Below are 16,718 nucleotides of genomic sequence, written 5' to 3' on the forward strand. Positions count from 1 at the left end.
TTAACAGGAGCCGTTTAGTATACAACAACCGCTGAATAATTAACGCGTGATCGCGTACAGCGTGCCGTCTTTTGCCTGGATCAGCAGTTTGCCATCAGCCACAACCGGTTCCGTCAGGAAGCCAGAGCTGTCAACTTTTTGCTGAGCAGTGAAACGACCCGTTTCTGGGTCAATCCAGTGCATATAACCTTCGCTATCACCGACAACCAGGCTGCCGTTATACAGCGCCGGAGCCGTCAGCAGACGGTGCAGCAGATCGCTTTGCGTCCACAGCGTTACGCCACCTTCGGTGTTCAGTGCCAGCAGGCGATCGTTCTGATCAACCATATAAATACGGTTGCCATCAACGATGAAATCATTCACAGAGCCCAGCTCACGTTTCCACATGATCTGGCCGCTGCGCAGGTCCAGCGCGGTCAGGTTACCATTATAAGCCAGCGCGTAAACCACGCCATTGACGATAACCGGCGTTGTGTCCACATCGCTCAGGCGATCAATTTCAGTCGAACCGGTTGCCTGAGAAATACGCTGCTGCCAAATCATCTGGCCCTGTTGCATCAGTACCGCACTGACACGCCCATTGTCGCCGCCAACAATTGCCGCGCCAAAAGCAGATGCCGGAGCAGATTCACCGCGCAGAGACAGTGAAGGCATATCCAGGTTTACCGTCCATTTCACCAGACCGTCGGCTTCGTTCAGCGCCTGCAACTGGCCGTTGCTGGTGTGGATCAGAACCAGGCCATCGCTCACAACCGGGCGGGACAGCGATTCGCCAGCCACCGTAGTTTGCCATGCGATTGAGCCATCACTGGTGTTCAGCGCGTAAACCTGCGCTTTTTCACTGCCAACATACACATGGCCACCGGCAACCGTCAGACCGCCAGAAAGCAGTGCAGGCTTACGGGAGAACCAGCCATCTTTTTCCGCCAGGTTGACGGACCACACTTCTTTGCCGTCATCGGAATTAAGCGCTTTTACCGTGCCTTTACGGTCAGCCGCATAGACAACGCTGTCAGCAAATGCCGGGTGCAGGTTGGAATAAAATTCACCAATACCGTCACCGACGGAAGAGCTCCACGCGGTTGACGGGGTAAACTGGTTTTCAACAGTCGGCAGCGGGGACATTTTTACAACATCTTCTTCGCCACTGAACAGTGAACAGCCACTCAATAACGTAACAGAAAGCAGTCCTGGCAGAAGTAATTTACGCAATTGCATCGGGTCCCTCTCAGACGGACAAATTATTTATTTTCATCTGCATCATTTCGCTCAGCGCAGGTGAAGCTTTGCTATCTACGCCAGCTTGCCACGCTTTACGCGCGCCCTCTTTGTCACCTTTGCTCAGCAGTGCTTCACCGCGCAGGTCGGCAACAATGGCCGCAAAGCCTTCACCTTTGATGGTATCGAGCGTTTTCAGCGCATCATCAACTTTTTTCTGCTGCACCTGGATACGCGCCAGACGCATGTTGATGACCGCTTTCAGGTTTTCATCACTCGCCGCAGCAAGGCCTTGTGACAGCTGTGCTGCTGCTTTATCCAGCTCATTTTTATCAACAAACTGCTGCGCGACTTCCAGCGCGGCCAGCGCACCGTAGGTGTTTTTGTTTTCAGCAGAAAATTTCTCGGCAGCGGTCAGCGTTTGCGGCTGATCGGCACGAATAGCGCTGATGGTATTTTCATACGCCAGAGAAGCGCCACGCGCGGAATCAGCCTGATGACCGTTCCAGAAACGCCAGCCCACTAACGCACCCACACCCAAAATTACCCCAACAGCCAGTGCTTTGCCATTTTCAGCAAAGAAGCGTTTAATCGCGTCAACCTGGTCGTTTTCGTTCTCGTAAATTTCCACGCAGTTCTTCTCCTTAGGAAGTCAAAGTGCGCAAGTGCGCCGCAACGCCATCCTGCGTTACCGTTGTTTGCTCACCAGAGCGCAGGTCTTTAACCACCACTTCGCCGTTAGCCACTTCAGACTCACCCAGCACCAGTGCAATACTTGCGCCCCACTTATCGGCACGAGCAAACTGTTTTTTGAAGTTGCCGCCGCCATGGTTGGTCATCAGCTTAACGCCCGGCAGTTCGTCACGAACACGTTCGGCAAGCTGCATTGCCGCAGACTGCGTATCCGCGCCTGAGGCCACCAGGTATATATCGACAACGGAATCTGCTTTAAATTCCGGATTAACTGCCTGAACCAGCAAAACAAGTCGCTCAAGACCCATTGCAAAACCAACGGCAGGTGCCGCACGGCCACCAAGCTGTTCAACCAGACCGTCATAACGACCGCCTGCACATACGGTTCCCTGTGAGCCGAGGCTGCTCGTCACCCACTCGAAAACGGTACGGTTGTAGTAATCCAGACCGCGCACCAGACGCTGGTTAACGGTATAAGCAATACCGGCCGCTTCCAGCAGTTTGCACAGACCCGCGAAGTGCTCGCGAGAATCTTCGTCCAGATAATCACCCAACGCAGGCGCACCGTTCAACAGAGCCTGGACTTCTGGGTTTTTGGAATCAAGAACACGCAACGGATTGCTGTACATGCGACGTTTGCAGTCTTCGTCCAGCGACTCTTTATGCTGTTCCAGGAACGCAACCAGTGCATCGCGATAGTTCGCACGCGCTTCCAGAGAACCGATAGAGTTCAGCTCCAGAGAAACATGCTCAGAAATACCGAGCGCGCGCCACCAGCGGGCTGTCAGCAAAATCAGTTCGGCATCGATGTCCGGGCCTTGCAGACCAAAGACTTCAACACCCAGCTGGTTGAACTGGCGGTAACGACCTTTCTGTGGACGTTCGTGGCGGAACATCGGGCCGATGTACCACAGGCGCTGCTCCTGATTGTACAGGAGACCATGTTCGATGCCGGCGCGTACGCAGCCCGCCGTACCTTCCGGACGCAGTGTCAGGCTGTCGCCGTTGCGGTCCTCAAAGGTATACATCTCTTTTTCAACCACGTCGGTCACTTCACCGATCGCGCGTTTGAATAACGGGGTCTGCTCTACAATCGGCAAACGGATTTCGCTGTAACCGTAGCTGCCGAGCACCTGTTTCAGTGTGCCTTCAATGCGCTGCCAGATGGCGGTTTCGCCAGGCAGATAATCGTTCATGCCGCGGATGGCTTGAATGTTTTTTGCCACGTTTATTCTCTTTCTATATACAAAAAAGAACCCAAAGAATGGGTTCAATCATACATGGGAAGCGAGCGGCTTCCCATCACGTTATTTTTCAACCTGCTGAATGCTGATACGCTGCGCTTCATCCATCATCGTGGCTTTGGCGCGAATGCGGGCTTCAAGCTGATCGATCATGTCGCTATTATCCAGACGATCTTTACGAATGCCATCTTCATAGAGACCACTTTTCTTGTTACCACCGGTCACGCCAAGCGTTGACACGAGCGCTTCACCCGGGCCATTCACCACACAACCGATAATGGACACATCCATCGGGGTGATAATGTCTTCCAGGCGCTGCTCAAGGGCATTCACTGTACCGATGACGTCAAACTCCTGACGCGAACAGGTTGGGCAGGCAATAAAGTTGATCCCACGCGCGCGGATACGCAGTGATTTCAGGATATCGAAACCGACTTTGATCTCTTCAACCGGGTCGGCTGCCAGAGAGACACGCAGAGTGTCGCCGATCCCTTCCGAGAGCAGCAGCCCCAGACCGATCGCCGATTTTACGGAACCGCTACGCAGGCCGCCGGCTTCGGTGATCCCCAGGTGCAGCGGCTGATCGATCTGCTTTGCCAGCAGTCGATAAGATTCCACCGCCAGGAACACATCAGAAGCTTTTACGCTGACTTTGAACTGATCGAAGTTAAGACGATCCAGATGATCCACATGGCGCATAGCGGACTCAAGCAGCGCCTGCGGCGTCGGTTCGCCATACTTTTCTTGCAGATCTTTTTCCAGTGAACCGGCGTTTACACCGATACGGATTGGAATATTTTTGTCTCGCGCGCAGTCCACTACCATGCGGATACGTTCTTCGTTACCGATGTTGCCTGGGTTGATGCGCAGGCAGTCAACGCCATATTCGGCGACTTTAAGTGCAATACGGTAGTCGAAGTGAATATCTGCAACCAGCGGAACACTGACCTGTTGTTTGATCAGTTTGAAGGCCTCGGCGGCATCCATGGTTGGCACGGAAACGCGGACAATGTCCGCGCCGACGCGTTCTAATGCTTTGATTTGATTGACCGTTGCTTCCACATCTGTGGTACGCGTGTTGGTCATCGACTGGACGGCGATAGGAGCCCCATCGCCAATTGGCACATTCCCAACGTAAATCCGTTTCGATTTTCTACGTTGAATCGGAGCCTGGTTATGCATGAAAAATCTCCCGCGTTGCCCGTCTGTTACTGTGCTGCTGATTGTTCGGCATTAACGGTAAGACGCGCAACCTGGTTAGTTCTGATAAAGCGACTCAGATCGACAGGTTTACCCTGGTACTGGATCTGTACCGCAGATGGTGCGCCAATCTTGAGCTTATACGGCGCCTGACCCGTCAGGTTTAACGTGCCATCTTTACGCTGTAAGCCGCTGAAAAGTTTTTTACCGGTTGCATCAGTCACTTCTAACCAGCAATCGGCCGAGAAGTTCATCACCAGCGCATTCGGGTTGGCCGCAGCATTTGCTACGCCCGCCTGATCGGTTGGCAGTGGCTGAGCAGCGCTATTCGCAGGCGCAGATGCCGCTGGCGTGGTGGCCGCGGTATCAACATTCGCCTGAGAAGGAGCTACAACGGTATTATTTGGTGCTGGTGCAGGAGCAGCAGGATTCGCCGCTGGCGCTTGTGCCTGCGCCGGATCGGTTGCAGGTGCATCTGTTGCAGCCGTTTGCGGGTCGTTAGACGTTGCCGCGTTATCGGTGCTCAGCGGCACGTTCTGTGCGTTATCGCTACCCGCGTTGTTCAGCTCGGCGGAAGATTGATCGGCCATAGTGGTTATCTCTTCCTGCTGCGCTTTGTGGTTTTGCCACCACCATGCGCCCGTCAGGCCAATAACCACAAACAGCACCAGCCAGGTAAAGCTCATCAGCCAGCCATCACGTTTTTTACGACGTTTCCCCAGCGAGAAGGTCTGCATCGGCGCAACTTTTGCTGCACGCACCGGCGCCTGCTTCTCGATCATAGGCAGTAATTCGTTTTCGGGAATATGCACCAGTTTTGCGTAAGAGCGGATATAACCACGCAGAAATGTTGAAGCCAGATCGGCAGGTGCCTTATCTTCTTCAATATCGCGAACCGTGGATACCTTCAGGCACAAGCGTTCTGCAACAGCTTGCTGGCTGAGTCCGAGTTGTTCACGGGCGTTGCGAAGACGAACGCCAGTGGAGAGTGCTTCATGTTGGTCGTGAGTGGCTTCAGTATTCATTCGCTACAACTACTGGTACGTGAAAAATAAGGGTTCAGGTGCCGGTGAGTCACAATGCCACCCGCACCGCGAAACTTCTGGTCAGTTAACCTGGAACAGACAGTATAAGACTGTCAGCCCGTAGATGACAGTACAGCCCTGCCTGTGCAGCCAAACTGTTTTTAGGCCGTTACATACTGCCCGAAAGTCGTATGAAACGCACCGTAATTATTAATCAATCATCACGAATATGACTGATTATTCAGTAAGATTATGCGTCACGGCGATGATAATGCGCCGTGACTGAATAATAATCAAACAGCTTTAACCGCGATTGCCTCACCCTGCATACGTTTACGCAGCGTTCGTTTCGTACGATCAATCACATCACCCGCCAGCTGTCCGCACGCTGCATCAATGTCATCACCACGCGTTTTACGCACGATAGTGGTGAAACCGTACTCCATCAGTACTTTGGAGAAACGATCGATACGGCTGTTTGAACTGCGGCCATACGGCGCACCCGGGAACGGGTTCCATGGAATCAGGTTAATCTTGCACGGCGTATCTTTCAGCAGCTCAGCCAGCTGATGCGCATGTTCGGTGCCATCATTAACGTGATCCAGCATGACGTACTCGATAGTTACACGGCCCTGGTTCGCGTTGGATTTTTCCAGATAGCGGCGCACTGCGGCGAGGAAGGTTTCGATATTGTACTTTTTGTTGATTGGTACAATTTCGTCACGGATTTCATCGTTTGGCGCGTGCAGGGAAATTGCCAGCGCAACGTCAATCATGTCGCCGAGCTTATCCAGCGCAGGTACAACACCTGACGTAGAGAGAGTGACGCGGCGTTTAGACAGACCAAAACCGAAATCATCCAGCATGATTTCCATCGCCGGTACGACGTTAGTCAGGTTCAGCAGGGGTTCACCCATGCCCATCATCACCACGTTGGTGATTGGACGTGTGCCCGTCACTTTTGCTGCGCCAACAATTTTAGCCGCACGCCACACCTGGCCGATAATTTCAGACACGCGCAGGTTACGGTTAAAGCCTTGCTGAGCCGTAGAGCAGAATTTGCACTCAAGCGCACAACCGACCTGAGAAGAGACGCATAGCGTGGCGCGGTCATCTTCCGGGATATACACGGTTTCAACGCGCTGATCGCCTACAGCGATAGCCCATTTGATGGTGCCATCGGCAGAGCGTTGTTCTTCCACCACTTCAGGCGCACGAATTTCGGCCACTTCTTTAAGCTTGTTGCGCAGCACTTTGTTGATGTCAGTCATGTCATCAAAGTTGTCGCTGCAATAGTGGTACATCCATTTCATGACCTGGTCGGCACGAAACGGCTTCTCGCCCATCTCTTTAAAGAATTCGCGCATCTGCTGACGGTTCAGATCCAACAGGTTGATTTTTCCATTTTTATTTGGAACCGCAGGAATGGCGACTTCGGAGGTATTCACTAGTTCAGACATAATTTTTTCCGGCCTCGTTGTTACACGTTATGGCCCGTGGAGGGTTAAAAAGAAACGCCCCGGAAAGCATCTGCTCGTCCGGGGCGTTGCATTGTACAAAGTCTGGCGCAGGGATGCCACGTCTGCACGCGGCATTTACGAAAATAATGTGTAAACGAAACCGTTAAATTAACGGGTACGTGGACACACTTCGCCTTCAGCGAAGAAGAAAGCGATTTCGCGTGCAGCAGATTCCACAGAGTCAGAACCGTGGGTGCCGTTCTCGGTGAAGCTGTCAGCGTAGTCAGCGCGCAGAGTACCTGCCAGCGCGTTATCCGGGTTGGTTGCGCCCAGCAGATCGCGGTGACGCTGTACTGCGTTTTCACCTTCCAGTACGGAAACGACGATTGGGCCAGAAGTCATGAACTCAACCAGGCCGTCAAAGAATGGACGACCTTCGTGCTCAGCGTAGAAACCGCGAGCCTGTTCAACGCTCAGGTGCAGCATTTTGGTGCCTACAATTTTGAACCCTGCTGATTCAAAGCGAGCGAAGATGCTGCCAATAACGTTTTTTGCCACCGCGTTTGGTTTAATGATGGAAAAAGTACGTTCAATAGCCATGATAACCTCTGTCAAATGTTCTGTTGTTTTGCATACCTGAGTATGGTGTGGCGCGGATTATAATGAGCAATAGCGCCATTGCCTACGGATCTAAGTAACATTTTTTTAAAATAAGATGAGTTTTAGCAACAGCTCACATCTAAAGGCCACTATTTCGCTACTGAAGCGTAAAGTTCACCGTTGTTACCTGACCTGCGTCATCCATTACCAGTAACTGATAATCACCTGACTTATCAAGCTGTAAAGTGTAAACCCTTCCTTTCACATCCAGCGGTTCACCGTTTAAAAACCACCAGCGTTCGCCGCTACTGCCACTGGCCTGTAGGGGCAGCGACACGCGCGTTTCACCCGGCAGACGTTTGATGACGGCACCCTCACGCACACCAGAGAGGATAAGCGGTGCCGGCGAATCCTGCGCTAACGGCGGACAAACCGCAGACGCCGTCGGGATCCTTACTGCCCGCCGTTCGGCTGCCGGGAGCCAGGGTTCCAGCGGCAACGGCCACACGTCCACGACCTTCTCTGTGGCATCCGGGCAATCCGCAGCAACACGCTTGCCCTCTTTATTCAGCCAGATGGGGAAGCGGATACCGCGAACACCTTCCTGTTCCGGCAGCAACAGCGTTGGTGGCTCGCTGCCATCCAGTAACCAGGTAGAAAGGCGACGACGGCAGTTCTCACTGCCTTCCGGCAGAGACTGCCCGCCAGGCCAGCAGATAACGCCGCGCCCAACCGATGCCGGACGAGGGTCGCGCGGCAGACGCGCTTCGGCAATCGTCGAGCGAGACTGAAGCATGTTATTGACCTGGTTTAGCAACGGCACCGCACTCGCGAAGCCAAACTGTCCGGCCACTGGCGTGCCATCCGGCCGTCCGGTCCAGATCCCAATGATATAGCGGGCGTTAAGGCCGATGGCCCAGGCATCCCGATAGCCATAACTGGTGCCGGTTTTCCACGCGAGCGGCACCACCTGTGGCAGTGCGCCATCAGGCAGAGGTTGTGCCTCATTCGCCAGAATCCGGCGAATAATCCACGCCGCACCCGGTGACAATAAGGGGCGCTCCAGAAGCGGGTCGCCAGGCCGGATACGCAATTTTGCCGCTTTGCCGTGTCGGGCAAACGCGCTGTAGGCGGCCGTAATATCCGCGAGCCTTGCCCCTGCGCCCCCCAGGATCAGCGATAAGTTGGGCTGAGCCCCCGCAGGCAGAATAAGCGGTAGCCCTGCATTGCTGAGCATTCCGGTAAAGCGTTTTGGTCCGTAGGCTTCCAGCACCTGCACCGCCGGGAGGTTCAGCGACCGCACCAGCGCTTCGCTCATACTGACTGGCCCATGAAATCCGCTGTCGAAATTACCGGGCCGGTAATCCCCGGTTCTGCGCGGCACGTCCTGTAGCAGTGACGCGGGATGGATCAGCCCCTCGTCCAGCGCCATACCGTAGATAAAGGGCTTGAGTACCGATCCCGGCGATCGGATCGCATTAACCATGTCCACGTGGCTGAACCGGCTATCGTCGTTGATATCCACAGAACCTACCCAACCGCGCACTTTCATATCGGTATGATCGACGACGATCATCGCCAGAGAGCTTCTTGCCGGCAGGCGCGCCTTCCAGTTAAGCGCCAGCTCCTCAAGCTGTCGCTGCAATGACGCATCCAGCGTGGTGACAATTTTGTTGTCCCGACTTTTGCTAAGCATCATCCGTGAAAAAAGCGGTGCCAGCTGCGGCATTTGCCGTGGCGCCAGCCAGACGGCCTCTTCACGGGACTCTTTAACCTGCTGTGCTGACCAGACACCCTGGGTCACCATTCTGTCGAGTACTTTATTTCGCGCGGCTTCAGCACGCTCCGGCCATCTGTCAGGGCGTAACCGGCTTGGGGCCTGGGGTAAAACGGCCAGCAGTGCGGCTTCCGAATAGCTTAGCTGTGAGGGCGGTTTGCCGAGATAGGTCCAGCTGGCCGCGCCTACACCCTGCAACGTGCCACCAAAGGGCGCCCGGTTCAGGTAGAGCGTCAGAATATCGCGTTTTGAGAGATGCCATTCGAGCTGGACAGCCCGCCAGAGCTGGCGGATCTTGCCGCCAAAGGTACGCGGATGCGGGTCGAGTAACCGTGCGACCTGCATGGTGAGCGTGCTTCCCCCGGATACTACTTTGCCGGAGCTCAGATCCTGCCAGGCCGCACGCAGCACGGAAAAAGGGTTAACGCCGGGATGATCCCAAAACCAGCGGTCTTCATACTGGATCAGGGCGTCGAGATAGCGCGGAGAAACCTCTTCAATGGTCACCGGATAACGCCAGATCCCTTCGCTGTCGGCAAAGCGCCACAGTGGTGTCCCCTGCTCATCCACCACCACGCGCGCGGGATTGACCTCTTTGAGCGGTAACGGCCACAGGCGGTCGGCGGCAATGATAAGCCCCCATAAAATGAGAAGCGCTCCCGCCAGTTGAAGCCAGCGGGAGCGTGTCAGACGAGCTATCTGCATGTTATGGAACAACAATCAGCGGGCCACTTGCCGCACCTGTTGCCCGCCACTGCGGAACATACATGGATTCCACCATCGGGGCCGGCACCTGATAGGTCCCAGGCGTTACGGCGCGCGCCAGATAAACCAGCGTTACCGGCTGGCCGTCACTGACCGGAACCGCCGCCACGAAGCGATCGTCGCGGAACTCCATATGCTGAATATCCGCCTGCTGCATCTGTGTCAGCAGGTTCTGCACCTCGCTCCCGCTATCCTGCAAGCTGGCGCTGCTGTTTGCCAGATTCTGATTCTCCAGCTCCAGTCCTGCCGGGAGCAAATCAACCACCAGCGCATCCGGGACGTTCTGGCTGGCTTTCACATCAAGCCATACCAGCACCAGCTCACCGCTCTTCAACGAGGAGAGCGATTTGGTGCTGCCATCGGTGGCCAGAATATGTCGTTCGATTTGCAATACGCTGGATGAAGGCTGAGGCGCATTTTCCGGGTATCCGGTGCTATCAAGGCGGATCCAGAGTGGTGTTGTGCCGGTGTTGGTCACCTGCAACGCACCGAGCTGGTCACTATTGACGTTCTGCACCTGTACATTGTCGCCACTGAGTGGTTTGTCAGCCAGACTGGTCGTGGCCTGCCAGGCACCGGACAGCGTTGGCAATAAACGGCCGGCCAGGAACAGCGCATTGCTCTCCTGAGTAGAGAGCCAGCGCTGGCTAAAGGCCTGTTCAGAAAGCGTGTTCAGTAAGGTATTTTGCACATCCGGCAGCAGTTTGTACTCTTCCAGTAGGGAGAGCATCAGCGCGTTATCGCGCAGCGCGCTACCGTAATCAGCCATCCAGTTTTTGCTATCGTTACGCAGCGTTTTGATGGCCAGGTCCAGCGCCTGCTGGCTACGTGGCGCATCACCCATCAGTTTTAACGCCATGCCGAGCTGCATCAGTGGCAATCCAGACGCCGCCTGACCGTGGCGATCCCAGATCTCACGCAATGCGCCGAGCGGCGCTTTTTGCTGACGCGCCAGCACCAGCGCTGCATAAGCCTGTACCGCAAATTTACTGGCCTGAGTATCGTCACTGTAGCGAATTGACATCATGCCCGGGTCCTGCAAATAGCGCAGCAGGCGGTTATTGGCGTTATTAATGGCATCGGCCGGAACGCTGTAGCCCTGCTCGCCAGCACGCACCAGGAAATCGGTCACATAGGCGGTGAGCCAGTACTCTTCCTGGCCATTTTTATCCCAGAGCGCAAAGCCGCCGTTATCACGCTGCATTTGCAACAGACGAGATATCCCGATGTCAATCGCGGCACGACGCTTATCATCGCTATCCCCTTTAATGCCCAGCGCCGTCAGCTGTGCTGCATTGGTATACAGCGACGGGAACAGGCCACTGGTTGTCTGCTCAAGACAACCATACGGATAAGCCTGCAACTCACGGATATAGCGCGCCAGATTCAGCGGTGGTTTACCGCTAAGCAGCAGTTGTCCCTGCAAGGTTTCAGGGGATAACCCATTGATATGCTGCGCAGGTGCAGTCCAGGACTCACCCGAGTTCAGCATTGCTCCTGTATTCACCGTCTGGGCCGGGAACGCCGGACGAACACCGATTTTCCAGCTTTTTTGCTGCGGTGCAAAGGTTTCCCCCGGAAGCACCAGCCCCGTCACCTGTGCGGTAATTTCACCATCGCCATAGCCAGCGAGCGCCCGAACCGGAATAAACAGGGTGGTTCGCACGCCTGGCGCCAGCTTAACCGGCTGCGGCTGCGCGCTTTCCAGGCTTAGCAAGCCCGATGCCGTTAAGGCGACGTTCAGGGTCTGCGGCTGATCGGTCAGGTTTGTCACATCCAGCGTTAACCTGGAGGTGTCGCCGCTGGCGAGGAAGCGTGGCGTATTCAGCTCAGCGATAACAGGTGCCGCGACAATAACTTTGCTTTCGCTGCTGCCAAAGTCGTCTTCCGTCCAGGCTTGCGCCATCAGACGTAATTCGCCGTTGAAATCACCTATCGGCATCGTAATGGTGCCTTCGCCATTGGCATCAAGCTCTACGGGTTGTGCCTGCTGGGCAATAATGGTGACGTGATTCACCGGCGGTTTACCCCCGCGTTTCAGTTCATCACCATCACCACCAAAACGCAGCGCCGCCATGCGGCCCTGACCTTCGATAACCTGGCCGTAGATATCGTAAATATCTGCCCCGTAACGCTTCTGCCCGAAGAATGCCTGCCACGGATCCGGCGTGACGTAATCCGTAATGTTCAGCACGCCGCTATCCACCGCAGAAACCAGCACGTTGACTTTCTGCGGTACCGCGCCCTCTTTCACGCTGGCTTTCACTTTCACCGACAGCGTCTGATTTGGGCGCATTTTTTGCGGATTATCGAGCGCAATATTCAGGCGACGATTCTCGTCCCCCATTGGCAGGTGCAGCAGCCCAACGGCGCGTTTTGGTGTGGCCGATTTAGATTTATCGCCCGGACGCACCACCAGCGTGCTGAGATAAAGATCGTGACGTTTCCAGGCTTTATCCACCGGGATCGCCAGATCAAGACCGTTGGCCGGAACATCGATTTCCTTCCACCACAGCGGCCCTTCGCTGGATTCAATCATCGCGTAGCCTTTGCCTGCGGCAGGTGCGGCAATGTGCAGATTGATGGTGTCGCCAGGCTGATAGGCCGGTTTATCCAGCTTCAGCGTCACGCGGTCGGGACGCGCCGCACCGGTACCATCGCTGTTGTCCTGCCAGCTGTAGCCGGCCCAGAAACGCACACTACTGACCGTATCATCTGGCGCTTTGACCTCCAGACGATAAGAGCCCCACTCCACCGGGAAGGTCACTTTACCGGTCTGATCGGCGGCGATATCGAGTGATTGCTCACCTTCAACCAGATCTTTTTGATCAAATTGAGACTGCCATCCGTCCGTTTCGGACCAGTTCCAGAAGTAATCCCGGCGTTCGCGGATAAGCCGAACCTGTAGCCCTGAAACTGCTTTTTTCGCTCCGCTGGCATCGGCATAGACGATATCAAAACCGGCGTTGCTGTTTTCATCAACAATAGGCTGATTGACGGTGGTGTCTGTGCGGTAGTCATACACTGCTTTGCTGGCAAACTCCGGGCGGATCCCCGGCAGGGTTTGCGCTGGCCAGATGGCCTGCTCTGCGCGACGCGTCACCGGACGGCCGCCGGATTCCAGCAGGCTGGCTTGCAGGATCACCTGTAACGGCGAGTGCGCCTCTTTCCACTGACTTTCCGCTGATACCTCACCCCGGCCCTGCTCGTTAAGCGTGAGCTGTACTTCATCCAGGCTACGCGTCAGGTTCTCTTCAGCGATATCCCCGAACTGGAAGCCCGGCAGTGCCGACACGGCCTCACGCAGAGGACGCAGGAATAGCTGACCTTGCAGGCTGTTTCCGTTGGCGGGTGCGCCATAGAGGTAATAACCCGTTACATCAAACCTGACGTCATCAGCCGGGGAAACCGGCGTTTTTTGCCCTGAGAGATTTAACGCCATGCGCTCCGGCATAAAATCTTCGACGTGGAAATCCCACATCCGTTGCAGGTTATCGCCGGTATTGGCGCGAATATGCCACATACCGGTTTGCGCCCCGCTGTCCAGCGGATAGGTAAAGCGATACAAACCGTTTTCCGGCTGAACCACCAGGGTGCGCGCAACCTGCCCGTCCGGGCGCAGCACATCAAGTTTGACCGGTTGTGCAGGCAGTGGCTTACCGTCACTGTCACGGAGCAGGCCATTGAGAATAACGGTTTCACCCGGGCGATAGAGATCGCGCGGGCCAAACATAAAGAACTGTTTGCTGTAACCAGGCGCGCCGGCGATATCAAACTCAGCCAGATCCAGCGCCGGAAGTTTCAGGTCGAGCAGGGTTGTCTGCCCGTCTTTTCGCGCCAGTATTAACGCGGCTTCTTTATCAGTCTCCAGTCTGGCGTGTCCGTCACCATCGCTGGTGCCTTGCGCCAGCGTCTGCCCTTTATCATTGAGTAATGAGACCTCAATACCGGACTGTGCCGCGCCGTTTTCCAGGCTCTGGGTAAAGATATCGAGGCGATTATGATAACGGTGAGCGGACAGACCAATGTCGCTCAGGGTAAACAGGGTGGCCGCATTGCTGTAGTTGTAATGTCCCGCCTGGTTCATCACGGCGATATACACGCCAGACTGTTGCAGCGGTTTGATATCACTCAGGGGCAGCAGCAGTTTTTCGCGCGTGTTTCGCGCCGGGTTAAGATCAAAACGGCCGGTATAGACCAGATCGGCCATTTTGAGCAGATTGTCAGACTCCCAGTTGGTGAGCGAGTTACGGTATTCCCACTGGCTGACAAACGATGCCAGAGATTCAGGCTTCACGCGGTAGAAGTTCACATCCACGTTGTTGACGTTGAGCGCCATCACCGGCAGCCCTTCCACCACTTTTCCTGGCAGAAGCGAGCCGCGGCTGGCAAAACCGACAGTCGGTTCGACATCCCGGGTGGTGATCGCTTTTTCGTAATCGATGCCAAATGTGGCTTTGTTCAGCGCCAGCAGGTCGCGTTCGACGGTAATCACCAGATTGCGGTTCGGCTCGAGGTGACGCAAGCGCAGCTCTTTCAGATTGGGCGCCAACTCCCATGCGCCATCCACTTTACCGCTTTTCTTATCAACGACATGAACGGTACGCGCAAAATCCTGATCGGGATTGAGTGGGACAGAGAATGTCAGAACTAACGTAGCCGCTCCGTCGAGCTGGATTTCAGAGGCATCCAGTAAGGTGAGAGGTTTACCCTGACTGGCAGACGCCAGCTTCGCCAGTTGCGCGCTATCGGGTTTTACCGGAGTGTTCTCTTTCGATGAACTGGCGGTTGCAGAAGGTGCCGGGGCCGAAGCCTGTGGTTTTTCGTCGCTGTTATCACAGCCGACAAGCGTAAAAGCGGTAAGCAGCGCGAGTGAGATCGCGGCTAAGCGGAACGGTTTCATCCTTTATCCCTGGCCCATTGAGCCTGTTGGTCGTCATCCGGGTAAGTATTATCCGCAAGTTTCATTAATACAAAAAGTCTAAATTGAGATTCTGGAAAGCACCTCGCAAAGAGGTGATACCTCACAACCGGTGCTGCAACGCCGATCACACCATCAAACGTCACATGTTACCTTTCACGTCATTTGTTTTTAAAACAAGCGGATAGCTGGATGAACCCGCCAGTTGCCTGCTAGTTTAAGGCCCAAGACGCACACCGAGTGCGCGGTTCAATAAGAGAGATAGCCATGAAACGAGCCGTGAACGCCTTACAAAATTTCGGAAAATCATTGTACGGACCGGTACTTATCTTACCGATTGTCGGCCTTTTTATCGCCCTGGGTAACGTGCTGGGTAACGGTAACCTGGCAGACTATCTGCCATTCCTCGGCCACCCGTTAATCCAGAATCTGGGTCAACTTATCGCCAAATCTGCCGTATCAGTGCTGGTTAACCTGGCGCTGGTCTTTGCCGTGGGTATCCCGATTGGCCTGGCGACCCGTGATAAAGGCTACGCCGCCCTGATTGGTCTGGTGACCTTTGTGGTGTTTATCAATGCTATGAACGTCACGCTGCAGTTGCAGGGCGAGCTTGCTCCGGCAGACCAGATGAAAGCGGCCGGACAAGCCATGGTGCTGGGGGTTCAGGTTCTGGAGATGGGCGTTTTTGCCGGGATCCTGACCGGGGCTATCTCCGGCTACCTGTACAACAAATACGCCAGCGTACAGTTTAATGGCGCGATGGCGATTTATTCCGGCCACTGTTTTGTCGCCATTGTGATGCTTCCCGTTTCCATGCTCCTCGGCGTGGTAATGAGTGAACTCTGGCCATTTGCCCAACATGGCATTAGCACCCTGGCGCTGGTGATAAAAGACTCTGGTCCGTTCGGTGTGGCCATTTACGGTTTCCTTGAACGCATTCTGGTGCCAACCGGTTTGCATCATCTGGTTTACACGCCGTTCCTGTATACCGAACTGGGCGGGACACAAGAGGTCTGCGGTGCAACCTACCAGGGTGCGCGCAATATCTACTTTGCCGAGATGGCTTGCCCGCAGGTGAAACAGCTCAGCAGCACGGTAGTGTGGGATGCGCGTGGCATCAGCAAGATGTTTGGCCTGCCTGCGGCGGCGCTGGCGATGTATATGACCGCGAAGCCAGAACGCAAGGCTGCGGCAAAAGCGATTCTTATCCCGGCCGCACTGACCTCTCTGCTGGTGGGGGTGACCGAACCGATTGAGTTCTCGTTCCTGTTTGTTGCCCCCCTGCTGTTCGTGGTGCACGCGGTACTGACCGGCATCGGCATGATGCTCTTCTCGCTGTTTGGCGTTCATGCAATTGGCGCTAACGGGATTATTGATTTCATTCTTTACAACCTGCCGCTCGGCACAGAGAAATCCAACTGGCCAATGTACCTCGTGGTTGGGCTGATTATGTTCGTGCTCTACTTCGTGGTGTTCCGCTTCCTGATCCTGCGTTTCAACATGAAGACGCCAGGCCGTGAAGATGACGAGCAGGAAACACGGCTCTACAGCAAACACGAGTATCAGGCGAAGGGGAACAATGAGGGCCTGGGGGGATCCATCGTGTCGGGTCTTGGCGGACGAGAAAATATTGAAGCGGTAGATAACTGCTACACCCGCTTACGCGTCACAGTGAAGAATGTCGAGATCATTGACGAACCGTGCCTCAAGGCGACCGGCGCGAAAGGGATTATCAAACAAGGTAACAATGTTCAGGTGGTCTACGGGCTGCATGTCAAAAAAATGCGAGAAGCCGTTGAGACGTTTCTCTGAAAG

General features: G+C 55.0%; 10 protein-coding genes. 1 reads left to right on the top strand and 9 read right to left on the bottom strand.

The features are described from left to right. Nucleotides 1-39: 39 nt before the first annotated feature. The 9 genes from bamB to HV107_RS03265 all read right to left on the bottom strand — a co-directional run bounded on the left by bamB (nt 40) and on the right by HV107_RS03265 (nt 14,885). Nucleotides 40-1,218: an outer membrane protein assembly factor BamB gene (gene bamB / locus HV107_RS03225; RefSeq protein WP_014071330.1), complete on the bottom strand. Its 1,179-nt coding sequence runs from the start codon at nt 1,216-1,218 to the stop codon at nt 40-42. Nucleotides 1,219-1,228: 10 nt separating this feature from the next. Beyond that, nucleotides 1,229-1,849: a YfgM family protein gene (locus HV107_RS03230; protein ID WP_182062059.1), complete on the bottom strand. Its 621-nt coding sequence runs from the start codon at nt 1,847-1,849 to the stop codon at nt 1,229-1,231. Between the two features lie 13 nt (nt 1,850-1,862). Beyond that, nucleotides 1,863-3,137 (bottom strand): histidine--tRNA ligase, encoded by a 1,275-nt coding sequence (gene hisS, locus HV107_RS03235; RefSeq protein WP_182062060.1) that lies wholly within the window; start codon nt 3,135-3,137, stop codon nt 1,863-1,865. A gap of 81 nt (nt 3,138-3,218) precedes the next feature. Continuing rightward, a complete protein-coding gene (gene ispG / locus HV107_RS03240) occupies nt 3,219-4,337 on the bottom strand; it encodes a flavodoxin-dependent (E)-4-hydroxy-3-methylbut-2-enyl-diphosphate synthase (protein WP_014071333.1) in 1,119 nt (372 codons plus the stop codon). A gap of 26 nt (nt 4,338-4,363) precedes the next feature. Beyond that, nucleotides 4,364-5,380, bottom strand: a complete 1,017-nt coding sequence (gene rodZ / locus HV107_RS03245; RefSeq protein WP_182062061.1) for a cytoskeleton protein RodZ — start codon at nt 5,378-5,380, stop codon at nt 4,364-4,366. A 293-nt stretch (nt 5,381-5,673) separates the two neighbouring features. Continuing rightward, the gene (locus tag HV107_RS03250) at nt 5,674-6,840 is read right to left on the bottom strand and encodes a bifunctional tRNA (adenosine(37)-C2)-methyltransferase TrmG/ribosomal RNA large subunit methyltransferase RlmN (protein WP_182062062.1); all 1,167 of its coding nucleotides are present in this window, start codon (nt 6,838-6,840) and stop codon (nt 5,674-5,676) included. A gap of 168 nt (nt 6,841-7,008) precedes the next feature. Further along, nucleotides 7,009-7,440, bottom strand: coding sequence for a nucleoside-diphosphate kinase (ndk, locus tag HV107_RS03255; RefSeq protein WP_014071336.1), 432 nt, complete (start codon nt 7,438-7,440; stop codon nt 7,009-7,011). A gap of 157 nt (nt 7,441-7,597) precedes the next feature. Further along, entirely contained in the window at nt 7,598-9,922 is a 2,325-nt protein-coding gene (gene pbpC, locus HV107_RS03260; RefSeq protein ID WP_182062063.1) for a peptidoglycan glycosyltransferase PbpC, read from the bottom strand. A gap of 1 nt (nt 9,923) precedes the next feature. Next, complete coding sequence (locus tag HV107_RS03265; RefSeq protein ID WP_182062064.1) at nt 9,924-14,885, bottom strand: alpha-2-macroglobulin; 4,962 nt, start codon at nt 14,883-14,885, stop codon at nt 9,924-9,926. 285 nt (nt 14,886-15,170) lie between these two features. Here HV107_RS03265 and HV107_RS03270 point away from each other — a divergent pair, with 285 nt between their 5' ends. Continuing rightward, nucleotides 15,171-16,715 carry a PTS transporter subunit EIIC gene (locus HV107_RS03270; RefSeq protein WP_182062065.1) on the top strand — a complete coding sequence of 515 codons (1,545 nt, stop codon included), beginning with the start codon at nt 15,171-15,173 and terminating at the stop codon, nt 16,713-16,715. Nucleotides 16,716-16,718: the final 3 nt, after the last annotated feature.

The sequence above is a fragment of the Enterobacter sp. RHBSTW-00175 genome, from assembly GCF_013927005.1.
Classification (GTDB): Bacteria; Pseudomonadota; Gammaproteobacteria; order Enterobacterales; family Enterobacteriaceae; genus Enterobacter.

Bases quoted from the DNA above. Each gene is read 5' to 3' on its own strand.
- bamB (WP_014071330.1), bottom strand. From the start codon at position 1,218: ATGCAATTGCGTAAATTACTTCTGCCAGGACTGCTTTCTGTTACGTTA.
- ispG (WP_014071333.1), bottom strand. From the start codon at position 4,337: ATGCATAACCAGGCTCCGATTCAACGTAGAAAATCGAAACGGATTTAC.
- rodZ (WP_182062061.1), bottom strand. From the start codon at position 5,380: ATGAATACTGAAGCCACTCACGACCAACATGAAGCACTCTCCACTGGC.
- HV107_RS03250 (WP_182062062.1), bottom strand. From the start codon at position 6,840: ATGTCTGAACTAGTGAATACCTCCGAAGTCGCCATTCCTGCGGTTCCA.
- ndk (WP_014071336.1), bottom strand. From the start codon at position 7,440: ATGGCTATTGAACGTACTTTTTCCATCATTAAACCAAACGCGGTGGCA.
- pbpC (WP_182062063.1), bottom strand. From the start codon at position 9,922: ATGCAGATAGCTCGTCTGACACGCTCCCGCTGGCTTCAACTGGCGGGA.
- HV107_RS03265 (WP_182062064.1), bottom strand. From the start codon at position 14,885: ATGAAACCGTTCCGCTTAGCCGCGATCTCACTCGCGCTGCTTACCGCT.
- HV107_RS03270 (WP_182062065.1), top strand. From the start codon at position 15,171: ATGAAACGAGCCGTGAACGCCTTACAAAATTTCGGAAAATCATTGTAC.